General features: G+C 36.6%; 16 protein-coding genes, 1 tRNA gene and 2 pseudogenes. 12 read left to right on the forward strand and 7 right to left on the reverse strand.

What is annotated here, in order from left to right:
• Positions 1 to 89: 89 nt before the first annotated feature.
• Positions 90 to 431: an MGMT family protein gene (locus B9T28_RS05975; RefSeq protein WP_086203016.1), complete on the reverse strand. Its 342-nt coding sequence runs from the start codon at positions 429 to 431 to the stop codon at positions 90 to 92.
• A gap of 109 nt (positions 432 to 540) precedes the next feature.
• On the opposite strand from B9T28_RS05975, the gene B9T28_RS05980 reads away from it, so the two are divergent.
• The 3 genes from B9T28_RS05980 (at position 541) to B9T28_RS05990 (ending at position 3,564) form a co-directional block, all read left to right on the forward strand.
• Positions 541 to 1,512 (forward strand): alpha/beta fold hydrolase, encoded by a 972-nt coding sequence (locus tag B9T28_RS05980; RefSeq protein ID WP_086203017.1) that lies wholly within the window; start codon positions 541 to 543, stop codon positions 1,510 to 1,512.
• A 201-nt stretch (positions 1,513 to 1,713) separates the two neighbouring features.
• Positions 1,714 to 2,679 carry a hypothetical protein gene (locus B9T28_RS05985; RefSeq protein WP_086203018.1) on the forward strand — a complete coding sequence of 322 codons (966 nt, stop codon included), beginning with the start codon at positions 1,714 to 1,716 and terminating at the stop codon, positions 2,677 to 2,679.
• A 15-nt stretch (positions 2,680 to 2,694) separates the two neighbouring features.
• Positions 2,695 to 3,564: an arginase family protein gene (locus tag B9T28_RS05990; protein ID WP_086203019.1), complete on the forward strand. Its 870-nt coding sequence runs from the start codon at positions 2,695 to 2,697 to the stop codon at positions 3,562 to 3,564.
• Positions 3,565 to 3,644: 80 nt separating this feature from the next.
• Here the strand turns inward: B9T28_RS05990 and B9T28_RS05995 are convergent, their stop codons facing one another.
• Complete coding sequence (locus B9T28_RS05995; protein ID WP_086203020.1) at positions 3,645 to 5,144, reverse strand: cation:proton antiporter; 1,500 nt, start codon at positions 5,142 to 5,144, stop codon at positions 3,645 to 3,647.
• A 304-nt stretch (positions 5,145 to 5,448) separates the two neighbouring features.
• On the opposite strand from B9T28_RS05995, the gene B9T28_RS06000 reads away from it, so the two are divergent.
• Positions 5,449 to 5,946, forward strand: coding sequence for a hypothetical protein (locus tag B9T28_RS06000; protein ID WP_086203021.1), 498 nt, complete (start codon positions 5,449 to 5,451; stop codon positions 5,944 to 5,946).
• 67 nt (positions 5,947 to 6,013) lie between these two features.
• Here the strand turns inward: B9T28_RS06000 and ypfJ are convergent, their stop codons facing one another.
• Positions 6,014 to 6,916 carry a KPN_02809 family neutral zinc metallopeptidase gene (gene ypfJ, locus B9T28_RS06005; RefSeq protein WP_086203022.1) on the reverse strand — a complete coding sequence of 301 codons (903 nt, stop codon included), beginning with the start codon at positions 6,914 to 6,916 and terminating at the stop codon, positions 6,014 to 6,016.
• 52 nt (positions 6,917 to 6,968) lie between these two features.
• Positions 6,969 to 7,895 carry a DUF808 domain-containing protein gene (locus B9T28_RS06010; RefSeq protein WP_086203023.1) on the reverse strand — a complete coding sequence of 309 codons (927 nt, stop codon included), beginning with the start codon at positions 7,893 to 7,895 and terminating at the stop codon, positions 6,969 to 6,971.
• Positions 7,896 to 8,096: 201 nt separating this feature from the next.
• Between B9T28_RS06010 and trpS the strand changes: the two genes are divergently transcribed.
• From trpS to B9T28_RS06025, 4 genes are all read left to right on the forward strand, one after another.
• Positions 8,097 to 9,110, forward strand: a complete 1,014-nt coding sequence (gene trpS / locus B9T28_RS06015; RefSeq protein WP_086203024.1) for a tryptophan--tRNA ligase — start codon at positions 8,097 to 8,099, stop codon at positions 9,108 to 9,110.
• Between the two features lie 541 nt (positions 9,111 to 9,651).
• The gene (locus B9T28_RS06020) at positions 9,652 to 10,311 is read left to right on the forward strand and encodes a YqiJ family protein (RefSeq protein ID WP_086203025.1); all 660 of its coding nucleotides are present in this window, start codon (positions 9,652 to 9,654) and stop codon (positions 10,309 to 10,311) included.
• A gap of 14 nt (positions 10,312 to 10,325) precedes the next feature.
• Positions 10,326 to 10,499, forward strand: coding sequence for a hypothetical protein (locus tag B9T28_RS14855; RefSeq protein WP_171263450.1), 174 nt, complete (start codon positions 10,326 to 10,328; stop codon positions 10,497 to 10,499).
• Positions 10,500 to 10,812: 313 nt separating this feature from the next.
• The gene (locus B9T28_RS06025) at positions 10,813 to 11,148 is read left to right on the forward strand and encodes a hypothetical protein (RefSeq protein ID WP_086203026.1); all 336 of its coding nucleotides are present in this window, start codon (positions 10,813 to 10,815) and stop codon (positions 11,146 to 11,148) included.
• Between the two features lie 162 nt (positions 11,149 to 11,310).
• On the opposite strand, the gene B9T28_RS06030 is transcribed toward B9T28_RS06025, so the two are convergent.
• Both B9T28_RS06030 and prpF read right to left on the reverse strand, forming a co-directional pair.
• Positions 11,311 to 11,895, reverse strand: a complete 585-nt coding sequence (locus B9T28_RS06030; RefSeq protein ID WP_252053502.1) for a 1-acyl-sn-glycerol-3-phosphate acyltransferase — start codon at positions 11,893 to 11,895, stop codon at positions 11,311 to 11,313.
• A 590-nt stretch (positions 11,896 to 12,485) separates the two neighbouring features.
• Positions 12,486 to 13,673, reverse strand: a complete 1,188-nt coding sequence (gene prpF, locus B9T28_RS06035) for a 2-methylaconitate cis-trans isomerase PrpF (protein WP_086203027.1) — start codon at positions 13,671 to 13,673, stop codon at positions 12,486 to 12,488.
• 301 nt (positions 13,674 to 13,974) lie between these two features.
• Between prpF and B9T28_RS06040 the strand changes: the two genes are divergently transcribed.
• From B9T28_RS06040 to B9T28_RS06055, 4 genes and pseudogenes are all read left to right on the forward strand, one after another.
• Complete coding sequence (locus B9T28_RS06040; RefSeq protein ID WP_086203028.1) at positions 13,975 to 15,345, forward strand: amino acid permease; 1,371 nt, start codon at positions 13,975 to 13,977, stop codon at positions 15,343 to 15,345.
• A 74-nt stretch (positions 15,346 to 15,419) separates the two neighbouring features.
• Positions 15,420 to 15,495 (forward strand) — tRNA-Arg (locus B9T28_RS06045).
• A 128-nt stretch (positions 15,496 to 15,623) separates the two neighbouring features.
• A pseudogene (locus B9T28_RS06050) lies at positions 15,624 to 16,581 on the forward strand (tyrosine-type recombinase/integrase).
• A gap of 226 nt (positions 16,582 to 16,807) precedes the next feature.
• A pseudogene (locus B9T28_RS06055) lies at positions 16,808 to 17,741 on the forward strand (IS5 family transposase).
• 138 nt (positions 17,742 to 17,879) lie between these two features.
• Here B9T28_RS06055 and B9T28_RS06060 read toward each other — a convergent pair.
• On the reverse strand, positions 17,880 to 20,266 hold a 2,387-nt coding region (locus B9T28_RS06060; RefSeq protein ID WP_086203029.1), incomplete at its 5' end, for a VWA domain-containing protein.

Below are 20,266 nucleotides of genomic sequence, written 5' to 3' on the forward strand. Positions count from 1 at the left end.
AAACAAACTTCCTTTTTTCTTTTTAGATTAATCCCCCTATTTTAGGCATCTGAAATACTTAGAAATTTCTGCCCAGATTACAGATCAATTTAGTTATACAAACTCATCCATCCAAACTGTTTGATATTCACTTTGCCATTTAGTAAATAAACACCCTCACTCGCCAATTTAAGTTGCTGAATATTTTCACCTTGAGTATTCAGCTTATTCAAGCTAATTTTTCCTTGTGCATTAATCACTCTATGCCAAGGTATATCTGTTTCCGTTTCTAAATGTTTTAAAACATAACCGACCAAGCGTGCATGTTTGGGCAGACCAGCCATTTGTGCAATTTGTCCATAACTGGCGACTTTTCCATAAGGAATCCGAATGATGACTTCCAAAATGAGCCGCTTGAGTTCATTTGAAGTGCTATGTTTTAAATTTTGCATCACATTGACTCGAAAGCTGCTGAATTTATAATTTATGCAAATGTATTGGATAAAAATTTATATTATGTTAAGGCTTACTTAGACATCAAGAACAACAAGAGTACTGTACATGAAAAGGACTTTTTCAAAACTATTTCTAACGGTTGCTTTGTCTTTAGGCACAGTTGCAATTTCAAGCGTCTCTACAAATATAATGGCTGCTGCAAGTATTGATATCCAAAGCGTCCTTCAACAAGAGCGTGTATGGGCAGGTCTGCAAACCAAACGGCTTAAAGTGGGTGATATTGACTGGGCTTATAGCGAAGGTGGACAAGTTGGAAAACCAACACTCATTCTTGTACATGGTTTATCAGGTAGCCGCGATAACTGGAATCGCTTTGCTCGCAACCTGACGCCCTATTATCATGTGGTCATTCCAGATTTACCTGGTCAAGGTGACAGTAAAGCTCCTGCTGACTTTGAATATTCAATCCCCAACATCACTGAAAAACTACGTCGTTTTGCAGAAGCGGGACAATTTGAAAAGGATGCTCATATTGCTGGTCACTCTATGGGCGGTGCAGTTGCACTACTTTATACTGCACAATATCCAATCGATACCAAATCATTATTTCTGATTGATAGTGCTGGTGTGTTTAAAAGCGCGAATACACCTTATTTAAAAGATCCAGCAACACTCAGAAACATGGTGGTGGCTAAACCCGGTGATTTAGATCGTCTATTAAACATTGCGACGCATCTCCCTCCTTTTATTCCGAAAGAATTAAAAGATTCTCAGGAAAAAATGATGATTTCTCAATCTGTGAATACATCTAAGTTGGTAGAACAACTTATTTTAATGTCTAAAATGTATACGCCTGATAGCTTTGCCATTGCAACACGGGTGATTGATCAACCGGTGTTAATTGCATGGGGAGATAAAGATCAGATTATCAATGTTGAGGCTGCGACTGAATTAAAAAACTTACTCAAGAATGCTCAAGCTCCGATTATTCTAAAAAATGTGGGTCATATGCCGATTATGGAACAAGAACAATTGTTAGTTCAGCCCTATCTTGAGTTCTTAAATAAATACAAATAAGATTCAATTTTACAAAAGCCAAGTAAAACTTAATTTACTTGGCTAATGTTCCTAGTAAATGTCCCATACATTCCACAGCTGTGCTCTCTTCCCCTAAAGTCTGAAGCTTAAATCATCCTCTAGCCTTGCTCACAGGCCTTGCTCTATCTATAATCATAAAAATTTATTTAATATATAACAAATATTTGTGTGGAATTACAAATGAATGAATCGTTCTCTGAACATGAGGTTCTCAACTGTTTTCAAACTCAGCTCTTACCGCTTTCAAAAAATTTAACTGAGATGCTAAATGAACATTTTAGTCATCAAACGGAACGACGTGGCTGTGGCTTTACGCAAGCAACACGCGTGATCGCAGACTTTATTAATTTGGCTGCTGATGAAACTGACTTTAAAGACTTTAAAGTTTTTAGTGATTACGACACTAAACGCTTAAGGACCATTCTCAGCACAGCTAAGTCCTATGGCTTAGACCTCAAAACTTGGCGTGATCTAGATCAAAATCACGAGGTACAATTATTCCTAAGCAAAGCATTAAAAAATGATGTTTTTTATAATGCTTTAAATGCTGAAGTTAAATTTCAAAGCCAATTAAGAAGCATTGCTCAATATGTAAAACATGAAGAAAGCAAACTAATTTGTGATTTTTTAGAAGACATTATCTTAAGAAAATATGATTCACCCCTCATCGAACTTAAGAGCTTAGTGGAGAAACCGAAGGTCGGCTCATGCCCTATGGCTGAAAATTTCTTCCTTAAAATTGCACATCGAAAGTTTCTAAGACATGGTTTAATCAATATTTTTGTCAATGATAAAAATGAACCGATCCTTATCGAAAAAGTCAAAATGGGTGATGACCATTCTTGTATCAACTTAGTCCCAGTCATCATGAATGGTATTCGTATTCCTGAAGGAAGTTTATTTTCAGTTCAATACAATGAAGCTAACATTCAAAAAATCGCCAACAAAACCTATAAAGGATTTGTCATTCCTCTCTCCGAAGTAGAGGGTTTTTGGTTTTTAAGATTAACTACTTTGGCAGTCTCTCCCCAAAATAGACAACGTGCTTTTACCTCTCACTTTAAACAACAAATTGATAATGGATTGTTTAGTCCCGGCACCACACAATTAGCTCAATTAAAAACCGTGGCTTTGGAACAAATTTAGATTAGGTATTGAATTATGTTGAAAGCTTGCTATTCCTCACGGTACTTTGCGCAAACGCATACCAATAGCATGGAAAAATTGACTGCTGTCGCCGAGGTTTTAGAGCAACAGCAAATTGCAGATTTGGTCGATCCGGAAAGTATTGATCATAAAATTTTATATTCAATTCATGATCCAAATTACGTAAAAGCCTTTATGACAGGCAAAAAACCACTCGCTACGACACAAGGTTTTAAGAATTGGACCCCACAATTTCGTGAAGCAATTTTATCCATTCAAGCCGGTCAATTACTCGCAACCAGTATTGCATTCAAACAAGGAATTTCTGCAAATATTGCCCAAGGCTTCCATCATGCCGTGTATGAACGTGGCAATGCCTATTGCACCTTTAATGGGTTAGCTTTAATTGCCAAGCAATTTCCGCATAAGAAAATTTTTGTCCTTGACTGTGATCAGCACGGCGGCAATGGTACGGCTGAATATACGCAAAGCATTACTAATTTATATAATTTTAGTATTTATGCTTTAGCTTTTGGCTGCACATCATCTGAACGAAGTTTAACGCGGCATATTCATAATAAAAAAGGTTCCTTTGATGAATATGCTGAAGCCGTCGTAGAAGGTTTTGAGCATGCTCTGGATTGGCAAGCCGATTTAATTATTTATCAAGCAGGAATGGATTGTCATCAAAATGATCGTTGTGGTTCTAAATGGTTTACCACTGAAATGCTGTATCAGCGTGATTTAATGGTGTTTAAGCTCGCAAAAAAATATGATATTCCAATCATGTTTGTTCTGGCTGGTGGATATCAAAAACTCGATGATTTAGTACCATTGCATGTCAATACCTTTAAAGCGGCAAATCAAGTCTATTTCAACTCTTAATGGATCTATGACCGCGCATAAAAATGAAGGCTAAATGCCTTCATTTTTATTTAGATTCGTTACTAGTTACGAAGATAGCTTTAAAAGTTACTTGGATTTTCCAAGCGTTTCACTTCCTGAGCCTTATCTGGATGATGTACTGTTGCAATACCGTCCTCTGTCTTTTGGTCAACTAAAGCTTCAGGGTTGTAAATCGTAATGGTTTCATTTCCATACGCATCCTCGCCCACAATATATTGAAAGCCTTTACGATTCATGCGATGACACAAACGTTGATACCAGCCTTTAAAGCCATCCTTATCTTCATTGGGATTGTAATAAAAAGCATTCATGACGGCGGGTAAACCTAAGCCACAAACAATCCCCGAAAGCAGAACACTAATAAAGGTATAGCCAATTAAAATACTACTGTACTCACGCAACTCAGGAACGTTCGCTACCGCAAGAATTAATGCCAATGAAATACCACCACGAACGCCTCCCCAAGACAAAATCGTGAGACTACCATTATAACTTTTGTGTCTAAAACTTGGGAAAAATGCAAAAGCGAGGAAATTTGCTGCAAAACGAGAAAGATGTAAGGCAAAAAAGGCAAATATTCCGCCTAAAATCATACTGGTACTTAAATCAAGAATGAAAATTTCTAAACCAATTAAGGTGAATAGGAATGAATTGATAATCCCTTCAACCGTATGCCAAAAATGATTAACTTCACGAATTTCACGTTCTTGTAAGATTTCTTTCCATTTATTTCCGACAATCAATCCCCCAATGACACAGGCAATAGGTGCAGAAGCATGCGCAAACAACGCCACCAAATAAGAACCACATGCCAATAATGCCGTGGTTAAAATTAAGGATTCCATCTCATGTTTACCACGCAGTAAACGTAAAATTCCCAATCCAAAGGCCCAACCAATAATGACAGCCACCACAATTTCATAAAGCAAGGTTTGTAATGTAGCAACTAGACTAAAATGTTCACCTTCTAAAACATTTAATAAAGTCATAAAAACGGCAATACACATCGCATCATTAAATAGTGATTCGCCTTCTAACTTTACAATCAAATGATGCGGTGCACGAACCGAGCTTAATACACCTTTAATCCCAATCGGATCTGTCGCACCCAATGCTGAACCAAGTAATAGTAAAATTAAGATGGGAACTGGATTGCCAATTAAATATTGAAAACCAAACACCATTCCCGCAAAAAATAATGCACACAACACCAACGCAATAGTTGCCAAGATCGTAATTGGCTTCCAAAAGACTTTTAAATCAGAGACTCTGAACTTTAATGCGGATGAAGTCAGAATAAAACAAATCACACCATTGACTAAAAAGTCATAAAAATCAATATGACGTACCGCTTCTTCAATATTATGAATGTTAATCGAAATAAATTGATTACCATTCAGCAGGCTGGCTCCCCACTGTAAAATAAAGACAAAAACTGCTGAAACTAAAGGAACACCAATCGCTTGTGGAAAACCCAAAATTCGTTTATTAAAAATTGTCGTCGCAATGGATAATGCAAAAACTACTGTAAATACTTGGAGAAAAAAATAATTACCCATGCGAATCCTAATCGTGCTTTTTAATTTAATGTAAATCAATCAGTGCTTAAACATTTCTAAATTAAATCGGTCAATGAAAACCATTTAATAACCTAATAATTTTACAAGCAATACGGAATTTAGTCCGAAATAGATAAGTTTTTTAACATAAAACTGAAAAATAACGGATCATTCCTTAATAAAGCATAAATATTTGCAAATATTCTCATTTATTTTAGGATAGCGTCTTTCCAAATTTATAGATGACATCTGCCCCATGAACATCAAAACGGTATTCCGCTCTTTTTATGCGGCGCTCATCTTTATGATTACCCTTATACTAATTTGGACGAGCATCGTAAAAGCGCAGGAAATTCTACACGCTCAAGATGTAGCACCCAGATTTTTTAATATCCAGTCGAATGAAAAAGTTGAATATCGGCTGAGTAGCCATCGCGCTAAACCTGATCAAAATATTTATGTGCATATTCCCAATCAAGGCTATATTGTAAAAATAAGTTGCGTACACTATTTACAAGATATCTGTACCGAAGCCGATAATCAAAACCAATTCAGAAAAATTTTAAATATGGATTTAGTCGCTTATAAAAACAATATTTATATTAAAAATTTGAAATATATCAACACCCAAAATATGCAACAAAAAGCGATCCAATATACCGACCAACAAATCCATGATTTTTATCACACCGATACTCAAAACTTACAGTATCAACTCTTCAGTATGGTTCTATTTAGTTTATTTGCCGTGTATGTCAGTTTTAGAGTTTTACGCAATTTTAAAAGTTTTTTGACTAAATAAAAAAGAGAGCGGCTGCTCTCTTTTAATTCTCTTTATGTTTGATTTGCAAGCCTGAGCTCAGTAATGTTCAAATTGATGATCCAAATGTATCACAGTTATTAATGTTTCCAGATTTCAATCCCGTTTGGAACCACTGCATGCGCTGCGCACTACTACCATGGGTAAAACTATCAGGTACAACAGTTCCTCTCGCGCGTTTTTGTAGATAGTCATCACCAATTTTATGCGCAGCATCCATTGCTTCTTCAATATCACCTTGCTCTAAAAACTGAGTGCGTTGTTGCGTTCTATTTGCCCAAACCCCAGCTAAACAATCTGCTTGCAATTCTTGACGCACAGAAAGCTGATTACTCTGGGTTTGATTGGATTGCTGACGTGCTTTTTGTACTTGAGCAGAAATACCTAATAGATTTTGTACATGATGCCCCACTTCATGTGCAATCACATATGCTTGTGCAAAATCACCAGCTTCATCTTTAGCAGTCAATTCAGTCTGATTCTGTTCACCAGAAATCCCCATTTGAGTGCGCATATCTTTAAAGAATTCGGTATCAATATAAACTTTTTGATCCGCGGGACAATAAAAAGGTCCCATTGCGGATTCTGCTGTACCACAACCCGAATTTACCCGACCACTAAACATGACTAATTTAGGTGGAATATACTGAGCGCCTTGCTGTTGAAAAATTTGCGACCACGTATCTTCTGTATCCGCTAAAATGGTACCCACAAATTGAGCCGCCTCTTGCTGCTGCTGCGTTGGGTTTTTGATCGATCCTGTAGTTTGAGTCTGTGCACCAGCAGTAACTTGCTGAGTCGCCTGATAAGCCTGTTGAGGATCAACCCCAAAGAATTTCCAAGCTACAAATGCAATCACTAAGCCTAAAATACTGATCCCGCCAGCTTTTACACCTCCGCTGCCACGAGCATCTTCTACATTTTCACTGACACGACGTCCTTTCCAACGCATAGCTCTATCCTTTTTTTAATATATTTTGTTTTATTCTACTGACTTTAAAATATCATGCCGATTTAGATTTCGAACGTACAGATTCAATTATTTTTATCACTAAAATGACGGCTAATCCAGCGACTATACCAATGACCATATTGATTAATGTCGGAGTCACTGCACCCAAAATATTACCTACATTTGGAATCAATGCAACATGATCTACAGCTTCTTCAGTCAGGTGATGTAATGAAGAGACTGCATGCGTGATAATTCCTCCACCGACCAAGAACATTGCAATTGTGCCGACAATGGTCAAGGTTTTCATCAACTTTGGTGCAAAAGCCAGTAATCCACGCCCAAGACTTTGCTTGGTATTCGATGTTTGTTCGGTTAAATATAACCCAAGATCATCAATTTTTACGATCAGGGCAACAAAACCATACACGCCCACGGTCATTAAAATCGCAATCACTGACAGTACCATTACTTTTGTTCCCAACGCAGCCGTTGCGACAGTACCTAAAGAAATCACTACGATTTCAGCAGACAAAATAAAATCGGTACGAACAGCCCCTTTAATTTTATCTTTTTCAAAAGTCTCTAAATCTGCTTCAATCGCCTCTAATTCAACTTCAGCAGCTGCTTCAGTATGCGCTTTTTTGTGCTGCAAACTGTGTAGCACCTTTTCTACACCTTCATAGCATAAAAATAGACCACCCAGCATTAATAATGGATTGATCAACCAAGGCACAACCACACTAATTAACAAAGCTAGAGGTACTAGAATGAGTTTATTAATAAACGAGCCTTTTGCAACGCTCCAAACAACAGGAAGTTCACGTTCCGAACGAACTCCACTCACTTGTTGCGCATTGAGTGCTAAATCATCCCCCAAAACACCCGCGGTTTTTTTCGCAGCCATTTTACTCATGACAGCGACGTCATCTAATACCGTTGCAATGTCATCTAATAATATTAATAAACTACTCGCCATAATTTTTATCCTAATTACTTTTATTTGCACATTTTAATTAAATTAATAAACGCTTTATACATTTTCTTTGTTGCTTTAGACAGCGGTTTATTTTTCATCAAGCTGTCTATTTCCGCTGACATTAAAAAATTTTATACCGTACAATACGGGCCATTCGTAGAAACAACTGATGTCGTCTCTAGAGCGGCTGTGGAATAGATCATGAGTAATCAAGACAATCGTCCTGTCATTTTAACGGGCGACCGTCCTACTGGACAACTGCATTTAGGTCACTTTGTTGGCTCACTACGCTCTCGCGTAGGTTTACAAGACTCACATCATCAACATTTACTGTTAGCAGATGCTCAAGCACTCACAGATAATGCGGATAACTTTGAAAAAGTCCGTCGTAACATTATTGAAGTGGCAACAGACTATTTAGCTGTTGGTATTGATCCAACCAAAACGACCATCTGTGTTCAATCTTGCTTACCGGCACTGAATGAACTCACTATGTTGTATTTAAACTTTGTGACAGTTGCACGTTTAGAACGTAATCCAACCATCAAAGCTGAAATTCAACTGCGTGGTTTTGAGCGTGACATTCCTGCTGGTTTCTTGTGCTATCCCGTTGCACAAGCGGCGGATATCACGGCTTTTAAAGCCAGTGTTGTGCCTGTAGGTGATGACCAAATTCCGATGATTGAACAGACCAATGAAATTGTACGTCGTTTGAATCGTCAAATTGGTCATGAAGTCCTTCCAGAATGTAAAGTTTTGCTTTCAAACATGAGTCGTTTACCTGGGTTTGATGGTAAAGCCAAAATGTCAAAATCTTTAGGCAATACCATTGTTCTGGATGCTTCAGATAAAGACATTAAGAAAGCTGTCAATGCCATGTATACCGACCCTAACCATCTTCGTATTGAAGATCCAGGTCAAGTTGAAGGTAATATTGTATTTACTTACTTAGATGCTTTTGATCCCAACCAAGAAGAAGTTGCTGAGTTAAAAGAACATTATCGTCGTGGTGGTTTAGGCGATGGTACGGTGAAGAAACGCCTTGAAGGGGTACTAAAAGAACTGATTACGCCAATACGTGAACGTCGTATGGAATTAGCTAAAGATCCTGATTACATCATGGATATTTTGAAAACAGGTACAGAAAAATGCCGTGTTATTACGCAAAATACTTTAGATGAAGTCAAAAATGGATTAGGTGTATTTCATTTTTAAGATTTCCCAATAATAAAAAAAAGCCTTTCATTTGAAAGGCTTTTTTTTAAACACTCAAAAGTAAAAAATTTTTTACGAGAATTAACATTTACTTACGTATCTACTCATGAACTTTTAATCAATAAAAATTATCATTTATCCATAGTTATGAATACCCCCTAAATTCATAACGTTCTCCTTCAACCGAAACTGTTTATTCAGATTCGTTGTTCTACGCAATGGTCACCCCAATCATTGCGTATTTTTTTATCTCCATTTTGTCGAAGTGGCTCATTTTTTAGAGAACTATCTCTACATTCACAGATCTTTTCTAGATATCTATCTGTAATATTAAAAACTTCAACCTATAATTAACACATTGATTTTAAATTATTATTAAGATTTCCATTGTTGCAAAAATTAAATTTTGTATATAAACTCAATAGCTTAATAGAATTAATTCATGATTAATACATCTTCTATATTCAAAAATAATGAGATTAATCGGGATATTAAAAACAGTGATTCAAACTGATACAAAAAATTTAAAAGAGCATTCAATATGTGGGAATTATTCATAAATCCATCCAATCTTTTTTTTAGCGTAAGTCTATGCTTCATGCTCTTTTTGGGTGTATTTGAGTGTCTTTTACTCCTCATTGGCTTTAGCACGCAAGGTTTTTTAGATCAATTTATTCCCGATCAACTACTTGAAGCACAATACCCTGATTTAGAAATCAATGTTGAACAAAATGGATTGCTGCAATTTTTAGATTGGCTTTATTTAGGCAGAATTCCAGTTCTTGTTTGGTTAATCATTTTTTTAACTATTTATGCTTTATTTGGTTTTATTGTCCAAGCTATTTTTTATCATTTGACCCAAAGCTATTTTCCAGTATGGATCATTGCTCCGGCTTGTTTAATCCTTTGCATGCCTTTGGTGCGTCTCAGCGCTGCTGCAATTGCAAAAATTTTACCCAAGGATGAAACCACAGCCATCAAAATTGAAGAGCTGATTGGACGGACTGCACACATTATTTTAGGCAATGCCAAACTTAATTACCCTGCTCAAGCCAAAGTTAAAGATCAGTTTGGGCAAATGCATTACATCTTAGTTGAACCAGAAACAGATATCATTTTTCATCAAGGTCAAGACGTTATACTCACCCAAAAAACCAAGATTGGCTTTCAGGCCATCGCAATTTCCACATCAATAACTTAGACAAGAGATAATAAATGTTGAGTTCTTCTTTATATCAAATACTTATTTTTACAGGCATCATTTTTGCTGCTTTCATTATTATTGGGGTGATTATTGCCCGACTTTATACGCGCTCAATTCATGGTGGTGATATTAATGGTTTGACTCAAAGTTTAAAACCTAAATCAGAATCATCAAGAGTACGCTAACTTCAAAAGCTTAAATTTCAACAAGCCTCTATATTTTGAGGCTTGTTTACAACTATAATGACCTAAAGATTAAGTACGACATGATCATAATGACATGCTTTTATATCCCCATTTCACTCAAAATCACTAGAACTTAAAACCAAATCAGTACTGACATCCTCATTTGAATCATCAGCAGTAATCTTTAGACTCTGTTACGTGTTTAATTTGAACTAAACCTCTCACAACTCATCGATTTTATTTAAAAAGAGGCTATATAATTTCATAGAATAGGCATACAATTTTCGCACCTCATTTTCATATAATTAATATAATGAAAACCTCATTTTTATTAAGTGTTTTTTTACTCTTAACAGGATGTGCAATTGGCACATCGAGCGAAGTTAAAGTCGCTGAAAAAATGCTCAATCAATTTGAGTGTAAAAATATAGAAAGTTCAGAATTAAATCATAGTAACATCACCAGTTACCATGAACGATTGCTCACCATAAGTAAAGATAAAGTCGGCTCTTATATTGACAGTTACAAGTCTGGGAATGTTTTGTTTAAAATTCCTCTAGAGCAAGTAATTCAACAACAATATGATATTTACAAATCTGCTTGTGAAGCTTTGGGCGGTGTGAAAAAAGATAATCTTTTAATTGAATAATAAACAACTATATTAAAATCAATTAATGAATGTTATTTCTTATTTTTTAAAGTACACGCTAATGTAACAATGATAAAACTCTAAAAATTCATGGTAAATCATTTTTCATCAACAAAAAATTATATAAAAAAGACAGAGTTAGCCCCTGTCTTTTTAATCTATTTATTTTGAAGAATAACGTGTATCTACACTAAATAACTCTGGAAATTTTGGATTAATTTGTACATAAAAATCCATAATTTCAGCCATATCTTTTTCATAATCCCCTGTAGGATATACAATTTTTCCTACCCCAGTTTTTTTCTTAACATAGTCCATATACGCTAAAGCAATTGGCACACCTGCTGCTATCGCCACATGATAAAAACCTGTTTTCCATTGTTCTTGTTTTGCACGTGTTCCCTCTGGCGTGATGATCATCACCAATTTAGGATGAGTCTTAAATAAATCACTCATTAACTCCACCATACTTGGTCGAGCTTCCCCCTCTTTTTTAGCACGACGATCAATGCCAATACCCCCCATAGCACGAACAAAAGGACCAAAAGGAAGTTTCATATAACTGTCTTTAATGGTGAGTCTGACATGTACACCCATTGCTTTTAATGCCAGTCTCGCATACAGCGCATCCCAATTACTGGTATGTGGTGCAGCAATCATCACGCATTGATCTAAATCCAACGGCCAATGATTATCAATTTCCCAACCCATTAACCCCAAACTTTGTTCAGCTAATTTCTCGAACACAAAATGCACCGCGATATAATAATTTCGCGCGAATTGTAGCAATGCCTATAAAATAAGAAAGCTCAACATGCTGAATTAATCAACGATTAATATATGGGTGTATAAAATGTCTATCTGTTCAATTTTACCTAGTAATACTTAATTTTTAGCTAAGAATTTGCGTATGTTAATTATTAAGTACATTAAAAGGTTTAATTTCACCCACTTTTCGATAATAATTATCAAAATAAATGCGCTTCACAAACCATTACCGATTATTTTGTAATATATTTACTAACAAATAATTTGCAGAATGATCCACTTATCTTATTTTTAATTAAAATAATTTACCTTTTGTACTAGCTAACTCATCTTCTCATTCAACATTAATTTTTTATTTTTAAAGAAGAGACAGAGTTTGTATTATTTAAGGTCTTTATTTATTAAAACAATGAAATCCACATGAACAACAGTATTCATTTTTTACACTGAATTATATTTTTATACACAAATCCAATTTAAATAAATACCAAGCATATCCGTGTTTTCACTTTCCAATCATTTAATAGAAACCTCTAAAATTCAAGAGGTTTCTATTGGCTTAATCTAAATTAAAAACTATCTGCGGGAACTCTGACCCAACCTTCCATCAATACACGAGCACTTCGACTCATAATAGCCTTCTTGACCACCCACTGATCATTTTCTTTGAGTGCTTGAGCACCAACTCTTAACGTTCCGGATGGATGCCCAAAACGTACTGCTTCACGTTCGCCACCACCCGCTGCCAAATTAACCAAGGTATTTGGAATTGCTGCGGCAGTACCAATCGCCACTGCTGCTGTTCCCATCATGGCATGATGTAATTTACCCATCGACAAAGCACGGACCAATAAATCGACATCGCTAGCATTCACAATTTTTCCACTTGAAGCTATATAGGTTTGCGGTTTAGAAACAAAAGCTACTTTAGGTGTGTGTTGACGACTAGCCGCTTCTGCAACATCCTGAATCAGACCCATTTTGACTGCGCCATAAGCACGAATTTTTTCAAATTTTGCTAATGCCTCAACATCACTATTAATCGCATCCTGTAATTCAGTGCCTTGGTAGCCTAAATCTTCAGCATTTAAAAAAATAGTTGGAATACCTGCATTAATAAAAGTTGCTTGGAATGTACCAATTTCAGGTACAACTAATGTATCGACAACATTTCCTGTTGGAAACATTGCTCCACCATCTTCACCATCATCTGCTGGATCTAAGAATTCAATTTGTACTTCTGCAGCAGGGAATGTCACCCCATCCAACTCAAAATCACCCGTTTCTTGTACCTGACCATTGGTTACAGGAACATGTGCGATAATGGTTTTTTTAATATTGGCTTGCCAAATACGGACCGTACACACACCATTTTCAGGAATTCGTGCTGCATCAACGAGCCCATTAGAAATCGCAAAGGAACCAACTGCAGCGGTTAGATTTCCACAATTGCCACTCCAATCTACAAATGCTTGATCGATAGAGACTTGTCCAAATAAATAATCAACATCATGTTCTGGCTGAGTACTTTTGGCAAGAATCACTGTTTTACTGGTACTTGAACTCGCTCCACCCATACCATCAATCTGCTTACCGTAAGGATCTGGACTACCAATAACGCGAAGTAATAATTGATCTCTGGCCTTTCCAGCGACTTGAGCAGATTCTGGTAAGTCATCCAATTTAAAGAAAACACCTTTACTGGTTCCACCGCGAAGATATGTTGCTGGCACTTTAATTTGAGGAGCAAAACTCATTTGTCTGTTATTCCCTTGGTTTATCGTTGTTGTTACAAATACTGAATTATCATTCAATTGATATTAACCTGTTTTTAAATAAAAAATATTAACTACAGGACTTAAGTATAAAATATAGATAAAAATCTTTTAATTCGATTAATGAATAATTTATTTATAAACAAAAGTTTTAAATTTCAAAACCTTAATTCATATAAAGTAAACTGACTTTATAGTTTAGCCTCGTACCCCTATCCTGCACTAGGCTAACGGTTACCAATCAATTACAATCATTGCATTCATTTAATAAGAGCTGAGCACTTTGAGCAACGAGTCTACAAATCTTCAGCGAGGACTTAAAAACCGGCATATCCAACTCATCGCCATGGGCGGTGCAATTGGGACAGGCTTATTTCTAGGTTCTGCGCAAGTCATCGAAAAAGCGGGACCCTCAATTATTCTTGGTTACGCAATTGGCGGTTTCATTGTATTTTTAATTATGCGCCAATTGGGGGAAATGATTGTACATGAGCCAGTCTCTGGTTCATTCAGTCATTTTGCGAATAAATACTGGGGGAAATTTCCTGGTTTTTTAACCGGCTGGAACTATTGGTTTCTGTATATTCTCGTTGCCATGACCGAACTTACCGCTGTCGGTAAATACATCAATTATTGGTGGCCTGAAATTCCTGGGTGGATATCGGTCTTATTCTTCTTTGTGGTGATTACCTTAGTCAATCTCGCCAATGTAAAATTTTACGGCGAATCCGAATTTTGGCTTTCGATTATTAAAGTCACAGCCATTATCTCCATGATTGTTTTTGGGATATATCTCATTTTAACTGCCGATATTACATCTGGCATTGCTTTTTCAAACCTTTGGTCACATGGTGGATTTTTTCCAAATGGCTTTGAAGGCTTGTTCTATATGCTTGCATTCCTGATGTTCGGTTTTGGAGGAATTGAATTAATCGGAATGGCTGCTGCTGAAGCAAAAGATCCTGAGAAAACTATTCCTAAAGCCATCAATCAAGTTGTGCCACGTATTTTAATTTTCTATGTTGGCTCAATGATTATTCTATTGTCTCTTGTGCCATGGAATCAATTAAATCTGGGTGGTCTAGATAAAAGTCCATTTGTCATGGTTTTTAGTATGATTGGGATTGCTTGGGCTGCCCATTTGGTCAACTTCATTATCTTAACGGCAGCACTGTCTGTTTATAACAGTGGTATGTATGCCAATAGCCGTATGCTTTATGGTTTAGCAATGCAAGGCAATGCACCAAAAATTTTTACTAAAACCAATAAGCAAGGTGTACCGATTCCAGCTGTATGGTTTTCTGCATTATTAATTTTAGGTTGCGTACCTCTAAATTATTATTTACCTGAAGATGCTTTAAGCCACTTAATGTATGTTGTTGTCGGTGCGTTAGTTTTAAATTGGTTGATGATTACCTTGACACATTTAAAATTTAAACGTGCGCTCAGACTCACCAATCAAACCAGTAAATACCCAGCGCTATGGGCACCTTTTAGTAATTATATTGTGGTTATTTTTATTGGTGTTGTCTTGTATATCATGTGGAATCAAGGTTTCAAGGAATCTGTTCTGATGATTCCTGTTTGGATTACACTCATGCTCGTTTTATTTGATCTTTTAAATCCAAGTGAAATAAAACAAGACAAAAAATAAATTTCTTTTTAAAAGCTATTATTTCGATAATAGCTTTTTTTTCATATGCATATACGGTAAATTAACTCCTGTCTGCGCTCTTAGCTTAACTGGATAGAGCAGTTGCCTCCTAAGCGACCGACGTGGGTTCGAGTCCCGCAGAGCGCACCACTTTATGGTTTGTTTTGATCTAAAACACTCCAAATCAATGCAAAAAATATATTAATTTCAATAATTTAATAAAAATTAAATTCCAACTTAAAACATATTTTTTTGCGGTAAAATGTGTTACCGTAAAAATGCCAAAAATCGTTATACCTCGAACCAACACCAAAATTAAGACTATCAAAGCAGACTCTACAAAAGTTCAGAAGCTTGCCGACGGTAATGGTTTATTTTTGATAATCTCTAAGACTGGGGATAAGAGCTGGAGATTTGATTACTCACGTCCCTATACCAAAAAGAGAAATTCCTTAAGTTTTGGTTCATACCCTACAGTCTCATTAGCAGATGCAAGAATTAGACATGAAGAAGCCCGTACCCTTCTCTCAAAATATCGACCCGCATGTTGAAAAAGTTAGAATTGAGAATGAGATATTAAGTACGAATAATAATACTTTCTAAAATATTACAAATGAGTGGATGGCAAAGCAAGACTTTGCTGAGTCAACGATTAAAGGAACGATCTCCCCTCCCAAAGTGACACATATGGCAGCCTTGGTAGAACCTAAAGATTTTGCCTTACTCTTAAATGATATTGATCATTATGAGGGTTCTGTCATCACACGATATGCTCTACGTATTGCTCCTTTAGTTTTTGTTCGCCCAGGTGAATTAAGACATGCTAAGTGGCAAGATATCGACCTTCAAAAAGGCTTATGGAGTTACACCCCTCCCAAAACAAAATCAAAGACAAGAGTCCAACATATTGTCCCCCTATCAACGCAAGTCATTCATTTACTTTCTGAACTGGTTCAAATTACTCGATATAAAAGTGAATATGTGTTTCCTGCAACAACATCCAATTTAAAACCGATGTCTGAAAATACAGTTAATCAGGCTTTACGTCGCCTAGGCTATACAAGTGAACAAGCATGTGGACATGGTTTCCGAGCATCCGCACGTACCATTTTAGAAGAGATTTTGGATTTTCCAATTGAACTTATTGAGCAACAACTTGCTCATCAGGTAAAAGATATGCATGGTCGTACTTATAACCGTACCAAACACTTAGACAAGAGAAAGATCATAATGTAGAAATGGACAGGTTATTGTGATGAAATTAAAAAGGATTTAAATAGCCTTTGATCTATAAGACTAGCTTATTTTGACATTCAACAGGCTCAAGATAGTTCAATGCCAACAATAGAATGATGGTGTACATTACTCAATTATCTATTTACCTAGATTGTCGATTAAACAACATAGGGGCTTTGTTGCACAAACCTACCATTGAAGGCTTATTCAACAATATAATTATCAGATGAATAAGCCCGCATCTAAAATTTATCATCCTCTCAATTGGTCCACCTACAATCGAGCCTTAATCAATCGAGGAAACATATCTGTTTGGTTTGATCCTAGCACTCAATGGTATGTACAACTACAAGGCAAACAAAGTCGAAATCAAACTTATTCCGATGCAGCTATTCAATGTTGTCTCATGATTAAATCTCTATTTCGACTCTCTTTACGGATGGTTACAGGCTTTGTTCAAAAGCCTCATTAGACTATGTGGTTTGAGTTGGACAGCTCCAGATTACTCCACCCTATGTAGAAGACAAAAGCCTATTGATATTGCAATTAGCTATCAAAAAAGTAGTGATGGACTGCCTTGCGCAGTACACTGCTCATCATAGATTCCACTGGCTTGAAGTTTTAGGTGAAGGTGAATGGAAACGTAAGAAACATCAGCCTGAATATCGTAGGCAATGGCGTAAGCTCCATATCGGTATAGATGCTAAAACCCTACAAATACATGCTGTACAGCTGACCACGAACAATGTCAGTGATTCGCAAGTACTTGGGGATTTACTTGATCAAATTCCACTAGATGAGCAAATTGATTCTGTCTATACAGATGGGGCTTATGATACGAAATACTGTAGAAAAGTCATTTTAGATCGACAGGCACATGCTGTAATCTACCAAGAAAAAATGCGAAGCCTTGGAAAGACAAGCAAGTGAGATCTTTAGAAAGGAATGAATTATTAAAAACAGTCAAATGCCTAGGAAGAACAATTTGGAAAAAGTGGTCTGGGGACCATCGTCGAAGTTTGGTAGAAACCAAGATGCATTGCATCAAATTATTGAGCGATAAACTCAGTGCAAGGGGCTTTCGAAGCCAAGTTAATGAGATTTATGCACGTGTAGCAGTCACGGAATTAGGTCAACCTCATACCCAAGTTGTCTCTTAAATTTGAGTAGTTCTAGGATAGCTTCAACTTATACATCTTTGTGCAACAAAGCCTCTCTATTAAAACAGCCCTTAAAATGAGAATTTTCAATATATGATTCGATTATAAGCCCGAAAGCTTATAATCGAAAATGATAAATTAACCAATAATAATCTGATTTTGATTTAGCAAATCTTGCAAGCCCAAATCAGCTTTATTTTCAATAATCAATAGATCTGTTGCTTGATACTTCGCATCCTTACCATCACGGTCTACCCTAATAACAGCATTGCCTTGGCCATCATTCTCAACAGTAATATAGTCTGCAAGATTACTCCTATCCTCTAATAAACCTTCAAAGAAGTCTGCACTGAAGTTAATCTTATCGTTTACATCATAATCTACCCACGTGTCAGTTCCATTACCACCTGTTTCATCAGTAACACTTAACAGATCATACATAATGGTGTCTTTACCACGCCCTGTAGAAATAATATCATCTCCCAAACCACCATAAATGATGTCATCACCAGCACCAGCAATAATAATATCATTACCTGCTCCACCATAAATCTTATCATTACCACCTTTAGTTGCTAAATCAGTAGCATCAGCAGCAATAAAATCACGGAAATTATCTTTGATATAATCATAGATATCTTGTCGTGTTGGCTCAATCCCCCCCGTAACCTCAGCTTTAAGATAAGCAATTAAAGTAGAATAGCCAGAATATTTTGGATATATCAAATTATCTTTTCCAAGCCATGTCAGGTGATTTGTATTCATCGCATCACCAAACAAAATGTCATTTCCAGCCCCCCCATCTATGATATCGCTGCCGACTTTTGCAGGTTCAAAATTTTCAGAACCACCAATGAGATAGGCTATCAGCTTGTTGGCATCAGTAAAGACATCTGCTTCACCATGATTAGTGCTACTCCAATTCTCCTTCTTTGTACCATCTGCATTGGTATTGTCGTAACGTGACACTGTACTATCAGATACGTTCGCACTCACACCAATCGCAAAAACTTTACTTTGTTCTGCTAATGGTTTAAATGCACTATCAATTTTATTTTTGGTCGTATCCTGAATCCAATTTGTAGGTTCACCGTCTGAAATGAAATAAGTCTGATTTTCAAAACCATTTTTACCAATATCTTTAAACCACTCATTCGCTTTATTAAAGCCTAACTCAGGCTGTGTTCCTCCTGCGGCTTGTAAACCATCCGTTTTACCGGTACCAATAAACTTTAAAATCTCATCAATATTATCAACAGTAACATTTTTGAAAACTTGGTTATAACTATTACCTGTACCTGTATCACCTGGATTTCCATTTCCAGAAAAAGAAGCTATTTGTAAATTAATCACACCGTCATGACCTGCCATTTGCTGAATAAAAGCTTTCAAACCTTTTTTAGCAATCTCAAGACGGGACTCCCCTAGCAAAGGATTTTGCTGATTTGCACTGCCACCATTAGTAGGGGCATCCATTGACCAATTCATACTTCCAGACAAATCCAAAACGATCGAAACGTTATAGTCTTTTCCAGCTGAAAAGTTAGTTTTTAAACCACCTGCATCACCTACAAGTAGATCATTACCAGTATTCCCTATCAAAGTATCATTACCATTAGAATCAATAGTAAGTTCAGGTGGTGCTGTGGTATCTGCTACTGTAGATTGATCACTACCTTCTGCTGATGTATTACCGGCTTTGTCTTTGATGGTTGCTTTAACTTCAACGTCACTACCATCTGTAGGTTTATCAAATTCAATGCTAATACCGTTGCTATTAATGTCATCTTTATTCGATGCATCAACCACAACTTCTTTTGTTGAACCATCTGGACGAGTAATGGTGATCACATCGCCTTCTTGGACTGGATCGACTGGCTTAACTGTCGCAGTAACTTTGCCATTGACCAGATCTGCGGAATCAATGCTGCCATCATTACCATCATTGATCACCACGTTCGGTGCTGTTGGTGCTGTGGTATCTGCTACTGTAGATTGATCACTACCTTCTGCTGATGTATTACCGGCTTTGTCTTTGATGGTTGCTTTAACTTCAACGTCACTACCATCTGTAGGTTTATCAAATTCAATGCTAATACCGTTGCTATTAATGTCATCTTTATTCGATGCATCAACCACAACTTCTTTTGTTGAACCATCTGGACGAGTAATGGTGATCACATCGCCTTCTTGGACTGGATCGACTGGCTTAACTGTCGCAGTAACTTTGCCATTAACCAGATCTGCGGAATCAATGCTGCCATCATTACCATCATTGATCACCACGTTCGGTGCTGTTGGTGCAGTGGTATCTGCTACTGTAGATTGATCACTACCTTCTGCTGATGTATTACCGGCTTTGTCTTTGATGGTTGCTTTAACTTCAACGTCACTACCATCTGTAGGTTTATCAAATTCAATGCTAATACCGTTGCTATTAATGTCATCTTTATTCGATGCATCAACCACAACTTCTTTTGTTGAACCATCTGGACGAGTAATGGTGATCACATCGCCTTCTTGGA

The sequence above is a fragment of the Acinetobacter silvestris genome, from assembly GCF_002135235.1.
Classification (GTDB): domain Bacteria; phylum Pseudomonadota; class Gammaproteobacteria; order Pseudomonadales; family Moraxellaceae; genus Acinetobacter; species Acinetobacter silvestris.